Annotated in this window: 14 protein-coding genes; 4 read left to right on the top strand and 10 right to left on the bottom strand. The window is 57.6% G+C overall.

The features are described 5' to 3' along the window. Positions 1–67 precede the first annotated feature (67 nt). Together H7K56_RS16880 and H7K56_RS16875 are read right to left on the bottom strand one after the other, a co-directional pair. A complete protein-coding gene (locus H7K56_RS16880) occupies positions 68–1,021 on the bottom strand; it encodes a DMT family transporter (protein ID WP_150360492.1) in 954 nt (317 codons plus the stop codon). Positions 1,022–1,093: 72 nt separating this feature from the next. Continuing rightward, positions 1,094–1,924 carry an AraC family transcriptional regulator gene (locus H7K56_RS16875; RefSeq protein WP_058757554.1) on the bottom strand — a complete coding sequence of 277 codons (831 nt, stop codon included), beginning with the start codon at positions 1,922–1,924 and terminating at the stop codon, positions 1,094–1,096. Between the two features lie 126 nt (positions 1,925–2,050). Here H7K56_RS16875 and H7K56_RS16870 point away from each other — a divergent pair, with 126 nt between their 5' ends. Further along, positions 2,051–2,578 carry an isochorismatase family protein gene (locus tag H7K56_RS16870; protein ID WP_150360493.1) on the top strand — a complete coding sequence of 176 codons (528 nt, stop codon included), beginning with the start codon at positions 2,051–2,053 and terminating at the stop codon, positions 2,576–2,578. A gap of 106 nt (positions 2,579–2,684) precedes the next feature. Here the strand turns inward: H7K56_RS16870 and ssb1 are convergent, their stop codons facing one another. After that, positions 2,685–3,227 carry a single-stranded DNA-binding protein SSB1 gene (ssb1, locus tag H7K56_RS16865; RefSeq protein ID WP_021507842.1) on the bottom strand — a complete coding sequence of 181 codons (543 nt, stop codon included), beginning with the start codon at positions 3,225–3,227 and terminating at the stop codon, positions 2,685–2,687. A 221-nt stretch (positions 3,228–3,448) separates the two neighbouring features. Here ssb1 and uvrA point away from each other — a divergent pair, with 221 nt between their 5' ends. Together uvrA and H7K56_RS16855 are read left to right on the top strand one after the other, a co-directional pair. Then, positions 3,449–6,277, top strand: a complete 2,829-nt coding sequence (gene uvrA, locus H7K56_RS16860) for an excinuclease ABC subunit UvrA (RefSeq protein ID WP_021507843.1) — start codon at positions 3,449–3,451, stop codon at positions 6,275–6,277. A gap of 276 nt (positions 6,278–6,553) precedes the next feature. Continuing rightward, positions 6,554–7,618, top strand: a complete 1,065-nt coding sequence (locus H7K56_RS16855; protein ID WP_150360494.1) for an NAD(P)-dependent alcohol dehydrogenase — start codon at positions 6,554–6,556, stop codon at positions 7,616–7,618. Here H7K56_RS16855 and H7K56_RS16850 read toward each other — a convergent pair whose 3' ends face one another. The 7 genes from H7K56_RS16850 to dnaB all read right to left on the bottom strand — a co-directional run bounded on the left by H7K56_RS16850 (position 7,619) and on the right by dnaB (position 14,413). Beyond that, on the bottom strand, positions 7,619–7,975 hold the full coding sequence (locus tag H7K56_RS16850; RefSeq protein ID WP_021507845.1) for an MmcQ/YjbR family DNA-binding protein: 357 nt from the start codon (positions 7,973–7,975) through the stop codon (positions 7,619–7,621). A gap of 3 nt (positions 7,976–7,978) precedes the next feature. After that, positions 7,979–8,395, bottom strand: a complete 417-nt coding sequence (locus H7K56_RS16845) for a secondary thiamine-phosphate synthase enzyme YjbQ (RefSeq protein ID WP_021507846.1) — start codon at positions 8,393–8,395, stop codon at positions 7,979–7,981. Positions 8,396–8,501: 106 nt separating this feature from the next. After that, positions 8,502–9,989: a catalase gene (locus tag H7K56_RS16840; RefSeq protein WP_375140418.1), complete on the bottom strand. Its 1,488-nt coding sequence runs from the start codon at positions 9,987–9,989 to the stop codon at positions 8,502–8,504. Between the two features lie 315 nt (positions 9,990–10,304). Then, positions 10,305–11,498: an amino acid aminotransferase gene (locus H7K56_RS16835; protein WP_031279758.1), complete on the bottom strand. Its 1,194-nt coding sequence runs from the start codon at positions 11,496–11,498 to the stop codon at positions 10,305–10,307. A gap of 45 nt (positions 11,499–11,543) precedes the next feature. Beyond that, on the bottom strand, positions 11,544–12,158 hold the full coding sequence (locus H7K56_RS16830; protein WP_021507849.1) for a YitT family protein: 615 nt from the start codon (positions 12,156–12,158) through the stop codon (positions 11,544–11,546). Between the two features lie 228 nt (positions 12,159–12,386). Further along, positions 12,387–12,878 (bottom strand): Lrp/AsnC family transcriptional regulator, encoded by a 492-nt coding sequence (locus H7K56_RS16825; RefSeq protein WP_058757562.1) that lies wholly within the window; start codon positions 12,876–12,878, stop codon positions 12,387–12,389. A gap of 128 nt (positions 12,879–13,006) precedes the next feature. Then, positions 13,007–14,413, bottom strand: a complete 1,407-nt coding sequence (dnaB, locus tag H7K56_RS16820) for a replicative DNA helicase (RefSeq protein WP_021507851.1) — start codon at positions 14,411–14,413, stop codon at positions 13,007–13,009. Positions 14,414–14,486: 73 nt separating this feature from the next. Between dnaB and H7K56_RS16815 the strand changes: the two genes are divergently transcribed. Further along, a complete protein-coding gene (locus H7K56_RS16815) occupies positions 14,487–15,470 on the top strand; it encodes a quinone oxidoreductase (RefSeq protein ID WP_058774935.1) in 984 nt (327 codons plus the stop codon). Positions 15,471–15,570: the final 100 nt, after the last annotated feature.

The following is a 15,570-nucleotide window of genomic DNA, read 5'->3' as shown; positions in this document are numbered from 1 at the left end:
GCTGGTCAAATTCCTAAAATATCAGGGGAAAGCGCTGCTGAGTGGATGACTCAGCAGCGAGGCAGGGTTAAGGAAGCGCGGTCAGCCGCTGCGGTTTAATGCGCATGGCATAGATCACGCCAACGATCAGACAGCCGATACCGATGCTGGTGAGCAGCGGTGGCCAGCTCTGGCGGTAAATAAAGGTCCACAGCAGGCCAGAGAGCGTTTCGAATACGATGAGCGGCCCCATCACAACCGTTGGCAAACGCTGACTGGCGGCATTCCAGCACAGCGCCGCCAGCCATGAGCAGAACAAACCAATCGCCAGCATCAGCCAGATAAAGCGCGCCGGCTGCGGGCCGAACGGCAAAGCGAAATCGGGCTGCTGCCAGTGAATCTGCAGGCTCACCAGCCCATAGAACACCAGCGCCAGCGGCAATGTCACCAGCCCCTGCGCGGTGGCCCAGCTCGACGGTTTGTGCTGAGGATGTTCGCGCAGCCAGCGCGCATTGCGCAGCGGATACCAGGTCCAGCACACCACTGCCAGCACCGCCAGCAGCAGGCCACTCAGGTAGCCCCAGAGATCAAATGCCGGCCCCTGCCCGTGCAGTTCCGCCGCGTTGACGCAGCCCAGACCGGCAGCAATGATGACCAGTGCGGGCATCAGCCGGCGCCATGGCAGGCGCCCTTCGAGATCGCCGTAACAGAGGTTAGCGGTGACGGTGATCACCACCGGCAGCGTACCGATGATCATGGTGGAGACCGGTGCGCCGGTGCGCTGAATCGCGCTGGCAAGGCAGGCGTAATAGAGCAGATTACCCACCAGCGACAGCTTCACTGCCTCCGTCCAGTCCGGACGCGTCAGCTGTTTTAGCCGACGCCGGCTAAGCCACGCCAGCGGCAGCACCACCAGACCAAAGGCAACATAGCGACCCGCCGATTGCAACGTGCCCGGATAATCGGGTATCAGCAGCGGCCCGACAAAAATCATGCCCCACATCAGCCCCGCCGCGAGGGCAAACACTATTCCTGCAAACATACACCTTTCCTTTATCTTTAATCCGCCACAGTGTGGCGCAGGAAAAGGCGAAAGGCTTGTAGCAGATTGCGGTTAACGTCCGCTGAACACCTGCTTTTGATAGCGTCCCGGCGTGATGCCGTAGCGATGGGCAAACGCCCGCGTCAGATGCGCCTGGTCGGTGAGGCCAACCGCCGCCGCCACGCTGGCGGCACTCTCGCCCTGCGCCAGCCGCTGCTTGGCTTCGAACAGGCGGAAGGCCATCAACATTTGATGGGGAGTGACGTGAAAGTGTTGTTTGAAACTGCGCAGAAAATGCCACGGCGACAGCGATACCAGCGCCGCCAGCTCTTCCAGCCGCACCGGCTCTGCCAGGTTATCGCGCAGCCAGGCTTTTACCACATCAAAGCGGTGGGCGCCTTCACGCGGCCTCGCGACGCCCTGCTGCGCCAGCGGACGCAGCCACTCCAGCAGATCCAGCAGCGCACCCTGCCGCTCCAGCGCACTTTGCGCCTGCCACATCTGTGCCAGCGCATGGGAGAAAGGTTGTGCCAGACGCGCATCGGTACGCAGCGCATCGCTGAACCACCAGTTGCGATCGCCGGTCAGTCGATCCATCTCCGCCGGATCGATATAGATCATGCGATAACGCCAGCCTTCGGCGCAGGCCGATTCACCGGTGTGCAGTTCATCGGGATTCATCATCACCAGCGAATGCACCGGCGCGACATAATTGGTGCCGCGGTAGCGAAAGCGCTGCGCGCCGGATTCAATGGTGCCAATCCCGAAGGCTTCGTGGGTATGGGGCTCAAAAGCGTAGCGGGAGATGTGCGCCTGATAAAGCTCAATGCCTGGCAGCTCAGCAAAGTGCTGAAACTGCGCACGATCCTGCTCACAGGGAAAGACTTCGGGAACCACCGTCACCACACACCTCCATACGCTATCAGGCAGTAAGCATGCGCGGCGCGCACAAAAAAAGCAAAGCCCAATCGCTTTACGCGCCTACCCGTTCAGCGCGACACTGGGGCCTGACCTATAAAGGAGGCGACAATGGCACAACGGGTGGTAATGGTAGTGGATATGCAAAATGGCGTGCTGGCAACGCCGCGTTACGACCGCGCCGGACGCTGCGCGCGCATTAATCAGCTGATGGCCGCCGCCGATCAGGTCATTTTTATTCAGCATAGCGGGCCGGATTTAGCCGTCGACTCCGCAGACTGGCAAATGGTCGCCGAACTGGAACAACCCGCCGGCGCGCTTTACATCACCAAAACCGCCTGCGACAGCTTCTGGCAAACGGGGCTCGCGGCGCAGCTTGAACAGCATCAGATTGAAAGCTTTGTCATTTGCGGCTGCGCCACCGATTATTGCGTCGATACCACCATCAAAGTCGGCGCCAGCCTTGGCTATCACATCACCGTGGCGGCCGACGCCCACACCACCGCCGATCGCACTTATGTGTCGGCGCAGCAGCTTATTAATCAGCACAACGAAGTGTGGGCGGATTTGATCATGCCGGGCAATCCGGTGCGGGTTAAAACCACGGAAGAATTACTGCGGGAGTGGCGCGCGCATTAACGTCGTTGTATGAACGTGCGGAGAGAAAAGTTTTGTTGGACAAGAGCTTTTGAAATGGAGCCCTCGCAGAAGCGAGGGCTGGATAATGCGTTGATCAGTGCGCCAATCAGAACGGGATATCGTCGTCGAAATCCATTGGTGGTTCGTTGTTCGCCGGTGCGCTCTGCTGCTGTGGACGCTGCTGCGCGCCGCCGCTGAACTGGTTGCCCCCACCCTGCGGCTGCTGCGGCTGGCCCCAGCCGTTATTGTTGCCGCCGCCCTGGCCGCCCATCGGTGCGCCACCGCCGTTGCCGCCCTGCTGACGGCCGCCCAGCATCTGCATGGTGCCGCCCACGTTCACCACCACTTCGGTGGTGTATTTATCCTGACCGCTCTGGTCCTGCCATTTACGGGTGCGCAGCTGGCCTTCAATGTAGACCTGCGAACCTTTACGCAGATATTCGCCGGCGACTTCAGCCAGCTTGCCGAACAGCACGACGCGGTGCCACTCGGTGATCTCTTTGTTTTCACCGGTTTGCTTGTCGCGCCAGCTCTCTGACGTGGCCAGCGTAATGTTGGCTACCGCGCCACCATTCGGCATGTAGCGCACTTCCGGATCCTGACCCAGATTCCCGACAAGAATCACTTTGTTTACGCCACGACTGGCCATGTTGCTGTCTCCCGATGAGTTGATGCTAAAAGTCTAAGCGAAAAATTGTATCACGTCACAATGACGCTTCCCACTTTCGAGCGGGATTCCAGTTTTTCGACCGTGACAGGATAGCAAAAACACTGGATATTTATTCAGTTTATTTTTTGTGCCATAATGATGCGTTTCTGCTGGTCGTGCTGGCAAGGCATGGCGAGCGTTGCCTAATCCGGGAAAGGTGAATGGATAAGATTGAAGTCCGCGGTGCTCGCACCCATAATTTGAAGAATATCAACCTGATCATCCCACGCGACAAGCTCATTGTAGTGACCGGTCTGTCGGGTTCCGGTAAGTCTTCGCTGGCGTTTGATACGCTGTATGCCGAAGGCCAGCGCCGCTATGTTGAATCGCTTTCTGCCTATGCGCGCCAGTTTCTTTCCTTAATGGAGAAACCGGACGTAGACCACATTGAGGGGCTGTCGCCTGCCATTTCCATTGAGCAGAAATCGACGTCGCACAACCCGCGCTCGACCGTCGGCACCATCACTGAAATTCATGACTACCTGCGTCTGCTGTTTGCCCGCGTGGGTGAGCCGCGCTGTCCGGATCATAACGTCACGCTGGCGGCACAAACTGTCAGCCAGATGGTCGATCAGGTCCTGGCGCAGGAAGAGGGTCGGCGCCTGATGCTGCTGGCGCCGGTGGTAAAAGATCGCAAAGGCGAGCACACCAAAACGCTGGAAAATCTGGCGGCGCAGGGCTACATCCGCGCACGTATCGATGGCGAAGTGTGCGATCTGTCGGATCCACCCAAGCTGGAGCTGCAGAAGAAACACACCATTGAGGTGGTGATCGATCGTTTCCGCGTGCGTGACGATCTGGCGACGCGTCTGGCCGAATCCTTTGAAACGACGCTGGAACTGAGTGGCGGCACGGCGATCGTCGCGGATATGGACGATCCCGATACCGAAGAGATGCTGTTCTCGGCCAATTTTGCCTGCCCGGTGTGCGGTTACAGCATGCGTGAGCTGGAGCCGCGCCTGTTCTCGTTCAATAACCCGGCCGGTGCCTGCCCGACCTGTGACGGCCTCGGCGTTCAGCAATATTTCGATCCCGATCGCGTGGTACAAAATCCGGAGCTGTCGCTGGCCGGTGGCGCCATTCGCGGCTGGGATCGCCGTAACTTCTACTATTTCCAGATGCTGCGCTCGCTGGCGGAACATCTGGATTTCGATGTCGAAGCGCCGTTCAATAGCCTGAGCGACAAAGCGCGCGAGGTGATTCTGTACGGCTCCGGCAAAGAGAACATTGAGTTCAAATATATCAACGATCGCGGCGATACCTCGGTGCGTCGTCATCCGTTCGAAGGCGTGCTGCATAACATGGAGCGCCGCTACAAAGAGACGGAATCCAACGCGGTGCGCGAAGAGCTGGCGAAGTTTATCAGCAACCGCGCCTGCGCCAGCTGCGAAGGGACGCGCCTGCGTCGTGAAGCGCGCCATGTGTTCGTGGAAGATACCAACCTGCCGACCATCTCGGATATGAGCATCGGCCACGCCATGGACTTCTTCCGCAATCTGAAGCTGAGCGGCCAGCGCGCCAAAATCGCCGAGAAAGTGCTGAAGGAAATTGGCGACCGTCTGAGCTTCCTGGTCAACGTCGGCCTGAATTATCTGTCGATGTCGCGTTCAGCGGAAACGCTGTCCGGCGGTGAAGCACAACGTATTCGTCTGGCGAGCCAGATTGGCGCCGGTCTGGTTGGCGTCATGTACGTACTGGATGAACCGTCCATCGGTCTGCATCAGCGCGACAACGAGCGCCTGCTGTCGACGCTGATTCACCTGCGCGATCTCGGTAATACCGTGATCGTGGTTGAGCATGATGAAGACGCGATTCGCGCCGCTGACCACATTATTGATATCGGTCCGGGCGCTGGCGTGCACGGCGGCCAGGTGGTAGCCGAGGGTGATGTGCATGCCATTATGGCGCACGAAGATTCTCTCACCGGTCAGTTCCTCAGCGGCAAGCGTGAAATCGCGGTGCCGGCAGAGCGGGTGAAAGGCGATCCGTCCAAAGTACTGAAACTGAGCGGCGCGCGCGGTAATAACCTGAAGGATGTCACGCTGACGGTTCCGGTTGGGCTGTTTACCTGTATCACCGGCGTGTCCGGTTCCGGCAAATCAACGCTGATTAACGATACGCTGTTCCCGATTGCGCAGCGCCAGCTGAATGGTGCTACCAGCGGTGAAGCTGCACCGTATCGCGAGATCGCCGGGCTGGAGCATTTCGATAAAGTGATCGACATCGATCAGAGCCCCATCGGCCGGACCCCGCGCTCAAACCCGGCCACCTACACCGGGATTTTTACCCCGGTGCGTGAACTGTTTGCCGGCGTGCCGGAAGCGCGTTCGCGTGGCTACAATCCGGGCCGCTTCAGCTTTAACGTGCGTGGCGGGCGCTGTGAAGCCTGTCAGGGCGACGGCGTAATCAAGGTCGAAATGCACTTCCTGCCGGACATTTATGTGCCGTGCGATCAGTGCAAAGGCAAACGCTATAATCGCGAAACGCTGGAGATTAAATACAAAGGCAAGAGCATTCACGAAGTGCTGGAGATGACCATCGAAGAGGCGCGTGAGTTCTTTGATGCGGTACCTGCGCTGGCGCGTAAGCTGCAGACGCTGATTGATGTCGGCCTGTCGTATATTCGTCTTGGCCAGTCGGCAACCACGCTGTCCGGCGGTGAAGCGCAGCGCGTTAAACTGGCGCGTGAACTGTCGAAGCGCGGTACCGGTCAGACGCTGTACATTCTCGATGAACCGACCACCGGCCTGCATTTTGCCGATATCCAGCAGCTGCTGGAAGTGCTGCATCAGCTGCGCGATCAGGGCAATACCATCGTGGTGATTGAGCACAACCTCGACGTGATCAAAACCGCTGACTGGATTGTCGATCTCGGTCCGGAAGGCGGCAGCGGCGGTGGTGAAATCCTGGTGGCTGGTACGCCGGAAACCGTTGCACAGTGCGAAAAATCGCATACTGCACGCTTCCTCAAGCCGATGCTGAAAAAGTAGGTTTAACGCGCCGCACCCGCTGTTGCGGCGCGTTTTTTCTGATCTCGCCACGGCTTACCGCTCCGGTTACTCGCCAGCCGGTGCCATTGTCTGAATGCCTTAGCAAATGCAGAAACAGGCAAGAAACAGACAACTTCAGGCATATACGCATCGCGTCCCGCTGACTATTCTTACTGCGTTCCTTTTTGGCGCCGCTGACGCGCCTCTGTCCTTCAGTGTCATCACTGAACGGACCCCTCGCAAAAAATACTCACGACACATCTGACTGGAGACACCATGAATATTACGCATGCCTATGCCGCACAGGACGCGAAAGCCAAACTCGCCCCGTTCGATTATAAGCCGCGCGAACTGCGCGCTCATGATGTGCAGATTGAAGTGTTGTACTGTGGCGTCTGCCACTCGGACCTGCACCAGGCGCGCAACGAATGGCGCAACACCGTATTCCCGGTGGTGCCAGGCCATGAAATCGTGGGTCGCGTCACCGCCGTTGGCGCGCACACGCACCAATATAAAGTGGGCGATTTAGTCGGCGTCGGCTGTATGGTCGACTCCTGCCGCAGCTGCCCAAGCTGTCAGGAAGGACTCGAGCAGTACTGTGAAAACGGCTTTGTTGGCACTTACAACGGCCAGGATCGTGAAACCGGCGCCATCACCTACGGCGGCTACTCCACCAGCATGGTGGTTGATGAAAGCTTTGTGCTGCGCGTACCGGAAAACCTCGATCTGGCGGGCGTTGCGCCGCTGCTGTGCGCCGGTATAACCACCTATTCCCCGCTGCGTCACTGGAATGTCGGTCCCGGCAAAAAAGTTGGTATCGTCGGTCTGGGCGGCCTCGGCCATATGGGGGTGAAGATCGCGCATGCGATGGGCGCGCACGTGGTGCTGTTCACCACGTCACCGTCAAAAATTGAAGATGGCAAACGCCTCGGCGCTGACGAAGTGGTGATTTCGAAAGATGCTGACCAGATGGCGCAGCACGCCAACAGCTTCGACTTCATCTTAAATACCGTCGCCGCGCAGCACGATCTCAACCCGTTTATCGCCCTGCTGAAGCGCGACGGCAACATGACGCTGGTTGGCGCGCCGGAGCACGATCACCCGGCACCGCAGGTGTTTAACCTGATCCTCAAGCGTCGCAGCATTGCCGGTTCACTGATTGGCGGTATCGCTGAAACCCAGGAGATGCTGGATTTCTGCGGCAAGCACGGTATCACTTCGGATATCGAGCTGATCGCCATGAACCAAATCAACGACGCCTACGAGCGCATGCTGAAAAGCGACGTGAAGTATCGCTTCGTGATTGATATCAACACCCTGCGTGAAGAGTCTGCGGCTTAATCAGCGCGTCTCATCATCATGGCTGACGCCCGCCGCGCGCGTGGCGTCAGCCTGTTGCCATGACGCATCAACCAGATAGTAAATCTGCGAATCTTTCAGCGATCCATCCAGCCACAGCGTGCTCCAGTGCGACTTATTGAGATGTTCACTGGGAAACACATCGTGGTGTTCATCGCGCAATAACTCCGCCAGCGCGGGCGAGGTCTTCAGCGACAACGCCGGTCGCCCTTCAACGTCATGCACCATGGCAAACAGCACGCCATCGCTCTTCACCTGGGTTGCGTCCCACTCATCTTTATAACTTTGTGAAGCGCCCGGTTTGCTCATGCAGTAGGTCAGTAAATCCGACGTGTTCATGTTTTATTCCCCTTGTAAGGTGGCGACGATGCGCCGCGCGCCGCCGTGTACCCGATGTTCACCCAGCCAGATCCCCTGCCAGGTGCCGAGCAGCAGTTTGCCGCGGCTGACCGGGATCAGCAGCGATACGCCAAGCAGTGACGATTTGATGTGCGCCGGCATATCGTCAGCGCCTTCATAGTCGTGCTGATAGGGCGCATCCTCTGGAACGTGCCGCAGAAAGTGCTGCTCCATGTCGCTGCGCACCGTAGGATCGCAATTTTCATTGAGCGTCAGCGACGCTGAGGTGTGCTGCAACAGCAGATGCAGCTGGCCGATGCGCAGGTCCGTTAAGCCATTAAGCTGGCCGACAATCTCGTCGGTGATCAGATGAAAGCCGCGCGCCTTCGCGCTCAGCGTGAGAGTTTGTTGCTGCCACATGCCACATTCCTGGGTTAAACCGTTTACTTAAGTGTGCAGCATGTCGGCGAAAGGTAAACCCTTCAGCGGGAAAAAGCGGCAGAGCGCTTGCTCTGCCGCCGGCGCATCAGTCGCTCAGCTTGTCAGCCAGCGCTTTTACCGTGGTGATATCGTCCTGCGTTACCGCCGCCAGACGCGTGCCGTACTCGCTATCGGCCTTATAAAAGAACGAGAGCATCGCCAGCCGGCTTTGCGCGTCGGCGCTTTTCAGCGCGCCACCGAGAGAGGTGATCAGATCGCCCCGCTCTTTCGCGTTAAAGGAACGATACAGCTCCCCTGCCTGGCGGAAATTCTGCGGTTTGGCGATTATCGCCTGCTGCGTACTGCCGCTAAGCGGCGTATGGCTGTAACGCGCGCTTTGCAGCTCTTCACGCGGATAGATGCGGCTTGGCTGGTAATTAACGCCCTTGTCATCGGCGTTACCGCTATCCATCAGGCCATCCTGATTGCCGTTGCTGACCGGTACGCGCGGCGCGTTGACCGGCAGGCTGAGGCCGTTAGTGCCCACGCGGTACAGCTGGGTGTCAGCATAAGAGAACAGGCGGCCCTGCAGCAGGCGATCTTCAGACGGCTCAATGCCCGGCACCAGATTGGACGGCGCCATCGCCACCTGCTCGGTTTGCTGGAAGAAGTTGTCGACGTTGCGATTCAGCACCATCTGCCCGATTTTCACCTCTGGCACGTTCGGCCAGATTTTGGTGGAGTCGAGCGGATTGAAATCGAACTTATCCAGTTCGCTGGCTTTAATGGTCTGAATGTAGAGATCCCACTTCGGAAACGCTTTGCGGTTAATCGCCGCCACCAGATCTTCTGTCATGTGGCTGTAGCTGCGGCCCTGGATCGCTGCCGATTCAGTAGGATCGAGGTTGCGTTCGCCCTGCAGCGTCTTCCAGTGAAACTTCACGTAGTGCACTTCGCCTTTGCTGTTCACAAATTTGTAGGCGTGCACGCTGTTACCGTCCATTTCGCGATAGGTCGCCGGCGTGCCCATGTTGGAGAACAGCATGGTGAGCGCGTGCGTGGCTTCCGGTACGTGGGAGAAGAAATCGAAGGTGCGCGCATCGTTATCGAGGTTAGTGCGCGGATCCGGTTTAAACGCGTGCACCATATCAGGGAACTTGATCGCATCGCGGATGAAGAACACCGGCAGGTTGTTGCCCACCAGATCCCAGTTGCCCTGGCTGGTATAGAATTTGGTGGCAAAACCACGCGGATCGCGCAGCGTTTCCGGCGAATGCTTGCTGTGCACCACGCTGGAGAAGCGCACAAAGACGGGCGTCACCGTTCCCGGTTTAAACACCTCAGCGATAGTCAGATCGCTGATATCTTTGCTGGCGCGAAATTCACCGTGCGCGCCGGTGCCACGTGCGTGCACCACACGTTCCGGAATACGTTCACGATCAAAGCGCTGCAGCTTTTGAATCAGCTGCATGTCCTGTAACAGCACCGGGCCATTAGCGCCGGCAGTTTGTGAATTCTGGTTATCGCCGACCGGCGCGCCGTTATCACGCGTCAGCTCAACGGCCGCAGCAGGCAGTGCGAGCGCCAGCGTCATGGCAATGCAGAGGGGTTTCAGTGCGGAAGGGAAATAGCTCATGGGCGGTTCCTTATTGTGATTGGCGAGCGCTCTGGCAGTGCGCCAAAGCGCGCCGGCAAAAAATAGCGCCCTCTCTAACAGGAACACACAAGACCCGTCCCGATTACCCGGGGTTAAGGTGTTATACCCATGCGGAATGCGGCCGCCAGCAAGCATGGCCGGCAAAGAGAAGCGTGGAAAAGCGGGGGGCGGCAGAAGGTACAGCGGGAACAGACAATGTGTGGATGGCTGAACGAGTGCCTGCCAGCCGCGGGCTGACAGGCATCGCGTCGGTTACATTACGGCAGCAAACGCCTCAGCTACCTGATTGACGTTGCGGCTGTTGAGACCGGCGACACACATGCGGCCGCTGGCGATCAGGTACACACCGAACTCTTCGCGCAGGCGGTCCACCTGCTGCGCGCTCAGGCCGGTATAGCTGAACATGCCGCGCTGTTTCAGCAGATAATCAAAGTTTTTGCCGGGCAGTTTACTGTTCAGCACATTGACAAGCACCTGGCGCATTTCGATGATGCGCAGGCGCATCGCTTCCACTTCCGCCAGCCAGTTGTTCAGCAGCGCTTCGTCGTTCAGCACGCAGGAAACCACCTGAGCACCGAAGTTCGGCGGGCTGGAGTAGTTGCGACGCACGGTCGCTTTCAGCTGACCCAGCACGCGTGCCGACTCTTCTGCGCTGTCGCAGACAATCGACAGCCCGCCCACGCGCTCACCGTACAGCGAGAAGATTTTCGAGAAGGAGTTGCTCACCAGCGCCGGCAGGCCCGCCGCGGCAATCACGCGAATCGCGTAAGCGTCCTCTTCCATACCGGCACCAAAGCCCTGGTAGGCGATATCGAGGAACGGAATCAGCTCCTGCGCTTTCAGGACCTCAACGGTTTGATCCCACTGCGCGTTGGTCAGATCCGCACCGGTCGGGTTGTGGCAGCACGGATGCAGCAACACGATGGATTGCTTCGGCAGCGTTTTCAGTTTGGCGATGAAGGCATCGAACTTCACGCCGTTGGTGGCGTCGTCGTACCACGGGTAGGTGTTAACGTTAAAACCGGCACCGTTAAAGATCGCCACATGGTTTTCCCATGTCGGATCGCTGACCCATACGCTGGCGTCCGGGAAGTAACGCTTCAGGAAATCTGCGCCCACTTTCAGCGCACCGGATCCGCCCAGCGTCTGGATGGAAGCAATGCGCCCCGCCTGCAGCATCGGGTGCTCTTTACCAAACAGCAGCGGCGCAATGGCGTTACGATACGGACCCAGCCCTTCCATTGGCAGATAGAGCGAAGCCTGATGTGGCTGCGCCTGCAAACGCTCTTCCGCGGCGGCCACCGCCTGCAGCTGAGGAATGATGCCGGCTTCGTTGTAATAGAGGCCGATGCTCAGATTCACCTTGTGGTCACGCGGGTCCTGTTTGAAGGTTTCCATCAGCGACAGAATCGGATCGCCAGCATAGGCATCAACGTTTTGAAACACGGTGCAGATCTCCATGATTATTCATAAATGTGTGGGTCGACGTCATCAAACAAAATAGCGGCCGGGACGGTGATTCATGGCGATGATGAGATTGAGCATCACCGCGCCGGCGATGGAGGCCAGCAGCATCGGCAGCGATACCACAAAAAGCGAGGCCAGTACCACACAGGTATCCAGCGCCATTTGCAGTTTGCCGGCGCGCAGACCAGAGCGATCCTGCAGCCAGAGCGCCAGAATATTGATACCACCGAGGCTGGCTTTGTGACGAAACAACACTATAAACCCAATCCCCATCACCACGTTACCGAACAATGTCGCATAAAACGGATTTAGCGCAGAAAAATGGATAAACAGCGGGTGCAAATGGGTGAACAGCGATACCAGCCCCACTGCACAGAAGGTTTTCAGGGTAAATTCCCAGCCCATGCGACGAATGGCCAGCCAGTAAAACGGCAGGTTAATCAGAAAGAAGGCGCTGCCGAACGAGAGCGGCGACAGGTAGCTGATGAGAAAAGCCACGCCCGCCGTACCGCCGGTCAGCGCGCCCGCCTGTTTCAGCAAAATGACGCCAAACGACACCATCAGCGTGCCAAGCACGATAGCCAGCGCATCTTCTGTACGGGTGTGGGGAATGCGGGAAGGTTGTACAGCGTTATCCATGGCGCGATCTCTTTGCAAATGATGGCGTTCATTTGCAAAAAACGCACCACATCGGCGGCTTCCTGTCGCCGCCGATGGGTGCCAGCGATTATCCAATTGATAACTAAGGCGCTTTATTGCAGGTTTATGTGCATCAATCTGCTGTAAAATAATCGATTCATGCACAAATTCGGTTTCTGGTGCGCGCTTTGCGCGAAAAACGGCACAAATCTGCACCACACTGGCACATCATGCACTCTTTTGGCGCACTTTGTGCTCGGGGATCATCATCAAGCCGTTCTCTTTTAAACGGTTGAGTACCACCGAGGTTTTCACGTGGGCCACGCTTTGATGGCCAGCGACGAGCTGACTGATCAGCGCGCTCAGCGCCGCTAAATCGGCCACCGCGACTTTTAACAGATAGTCGGCGTCACCGGTGGTTTTGAACGCGTCGACAATCGCCGCTTCCTGCTCCACCATGCGGTGAAAACTCTCTTCGTAATCGGGCGTGTGATTTTTTAGTCGCACCTCGATCAAGCCGACCATGCCCAGCCCTACCGCGTCCGGCGAGAGCCGCGCGTGATAGCCGAGAATAAGATTTGCCTGTTCGAGATTAATGCGCCGGCGTGAACATTGCGACGCCGAAAGTCCGACTAAATCACTGAGTTCCTGGTTGGTAAGGCGGCCGTTAGATTGTAGTAGTGTCAGTATCTTAAGGTCGTAATCGTCTACCTGAGTCATTCTGTGTCCACAGCGTTATAGGATTCGCTTTGCTACAGATAACCTGATAATTGACGAGGTTGTCCAACACTATTTTCTGATGACGTGAAATGCATGCACAAATCGTGCATGCAACTGTGGAAGCGCGATTACTCGTCGTCGTATTGCGGTCCGGCGTAGTTATCAAAGCGTGACCACTGGCCGTTGAATGTCAGACGTACTGTGCCGATCGGGCCGTTACGCTGTTTACCGATGATGATCTCGGCGATGCCTTTCAGATCGCTGTTTTCGTGATACACCTCGTCACGATAGATGAACATGATCAGATCCGCATCCTGCTCGATCGACCCCGATTCACGCAGATCTGAGTTAACCGGACGCTTATCGGCGCGCTGCTCCAGCGAGCGGTTAAGCTGCGACAGCGCCACCACCGGTACATTGAGCTCTTTCGCCAGCGCTTTAAGCGAGCGTGAGATCTCGGCGATCTCCAGCGTACGGTTGTCAGAGAGCGCCGGTACGCGCATCAGCTGCAGGTAGTCGATCATGATCATGCTCAGGCCGCCGTTTTCACGGAACACGCGGCGCGCGCGTGAACGCACTTCTGTTGGCGTCAGGCCGGACGAGTCATCGATGAACATGTTCTTCTTTTCTAACAGAATGCCCATGGTGGCCGAGATGCGCGCCCAGTCTTCATCCTCCAGCTGACCGGTACGGATACGCGTCTGATCAACGCGCGACAGCGAGGCCAGCATACGCATCATCAGCTGTTCGCTGGGCATCTCGAGACTGAAAATCAGCACCGGTTTGTCTGTCAGCATGGCGGCGTTTTCGCACAGGTTCATGGCGAAAGTGGTTTTACCCATCGACGGACGCGCCGCGACAATGATCAGATCTGAACCCTGCAGACCGGCGGTTTTCTTGTTGAGATCCTGATAGCCGGTATCGACGCCAGTCACGCCATCGTGCGGCGTTGACACCAGCGCTTCAATGCGCGATACCGTCGCTTCGAGGATCTGCTCGATATTTTGCGGGCCTTCATCCTTATTGGCGCGCTGTTCGGCAATTTTAAAGACGTTGGATTCAGCGAAATCCAGCAGCTCTTCGCTGCTGCGGCCCTGCGGATCGTAACCAGCATCAGCGATCTGGTTAGCCACCGAAATCATCTCACGCACCACCGCACGTTCACGCACGATGTCGGCATAAGCACCGAGGTTTGCCGCACTTGGAGTATTTTTTGCCAGCTCGGCCAGATAGGCAAAGCCGCCGGCCATTTCCAGCTCGCCGCGCGTTTCCAGCGACTCTGACAGGGTGATCAGATCGATAGGCTGACCGGCTTCCAGCAGGCGCTGCATTTCGGAGAAAATCATACGGTGCGAACGGTTGAAGAAATCTTCCGCGACCACGCGCTCGGAGACGTTATCCCAGCGTTCGTTATCCAGCATCAACCCACCGAGCACCGACTGCTCCGCTTCGAGAGAGTGCGGCGGCATTTTCACGCCTTCGAGCTGCCGATCGCGGGGTTCGTTCGATTTGTTGGTGGGTTTATTTCCTGCCATAGTGAATGCATTACCGATCGTGAAAGGGACGCGCAAGTATACCGTCCCAGGATGAACAATCACAGGAGTCAGAATGGCAAAGCGAATTCAGTTCAACCAGCACGGCGGCCCGGAAGTATTGCAATGGGTCGATTTCACACTAGCCGATCCCGCCGACCATGAAGTTCAGGTGGAGAACAAGGCGATTGGTATTAACTACATCGATACCTACGTGCGCAGCGGATTGTATCCGGTCTCCTCGCTGCCATCCGGCCTGGGCACTGAAGCGGCAGGCATCGTGAAAAAAGTGGGCAGCGCGGTTTCGCGTTTCAAGCCGGGCGATCGCGTGGTGTATTGCCAGGCCGCGCTGGGTGCCTACAGCGAGCTGCACAATGTGGCAGAAGATCGGCTGGTGATTCTGCCGGACAGCATCAGCTTTGAGCAGGCAGCGGCCTCCTTCCTCAAGGGCCTGACGGTGCAGTATCTGCTGCGTCAGACGTACAAAGTAAAAGCCGATGAAATTTTCCTGTTTCATGCCGCCGCGGGCGGCGTGGGCCTGATTGCCTGCCAGTGGGCGAAAGCGCTGGGCGCGCATTTGATTGGCACCGTCGGGTCTGCGGAGAAAGCGCAGATCGCCAAAGATGCCGGCGCCTGGGCCACCATCAATTATCGCGAAGAGGATATCGCCCAGCGCGTCAGCGAACTGACCAACGGTGAAAAAGTGGCGGTAGTGTACGACTCAGTGGGCAAAGATACCTGGGAACCGTCCCTCGACAGCCTGCGCCGCCACGGCCTGATGGTGAGCTTTGGTAATGCCTCCGGCCCGGTGACCGGCGTTGACCTCGGCATTCTTAACAAGAAAGGCTCGCTGTTTGTCACCCGCCCTTCCCTGTTTGGCTATATCACCAACCGTGAAGAGCTCGATCGCGCCAGCGGCGAACTGTTTTCGCTCATCGCCAGCCGCGCTATTCAGCTTAACGTGCCGGAGCAGCAGAAATTTGCCCTGAGCGATGCAGTGCGTGCGCATCAGGTGCTGGAGAGTCGTGCCACTCAGGGTTCCAGCCTGTTGATTCCCTGATAGCAGAAATGATGAAGGGCTTCCCGAAGGAAGCCCTTTTCTTTCTTTTTTATAGTTCGCGCTGGTGTAGGGACAGCGGCGATGAATTCGTCTGAATTTC

Origin of the sequence: Pantoea dispersa (assembly GCF_014155765.1) — a bacterium.
In the GTDB taxonomy this organism is placed as follows: domain Bacteria; phylum Pseudomonadota; class Gammaproteobacteria; order Enterobacterales; family Enterobacteriaceae; genus Pantoea; species Pantoea dispersa.
The sequence above is the reverse complement of the archived record's forward strand: the minus strand, read 5'-3'. Positions and strand labels throughout refer to the sequence as shown.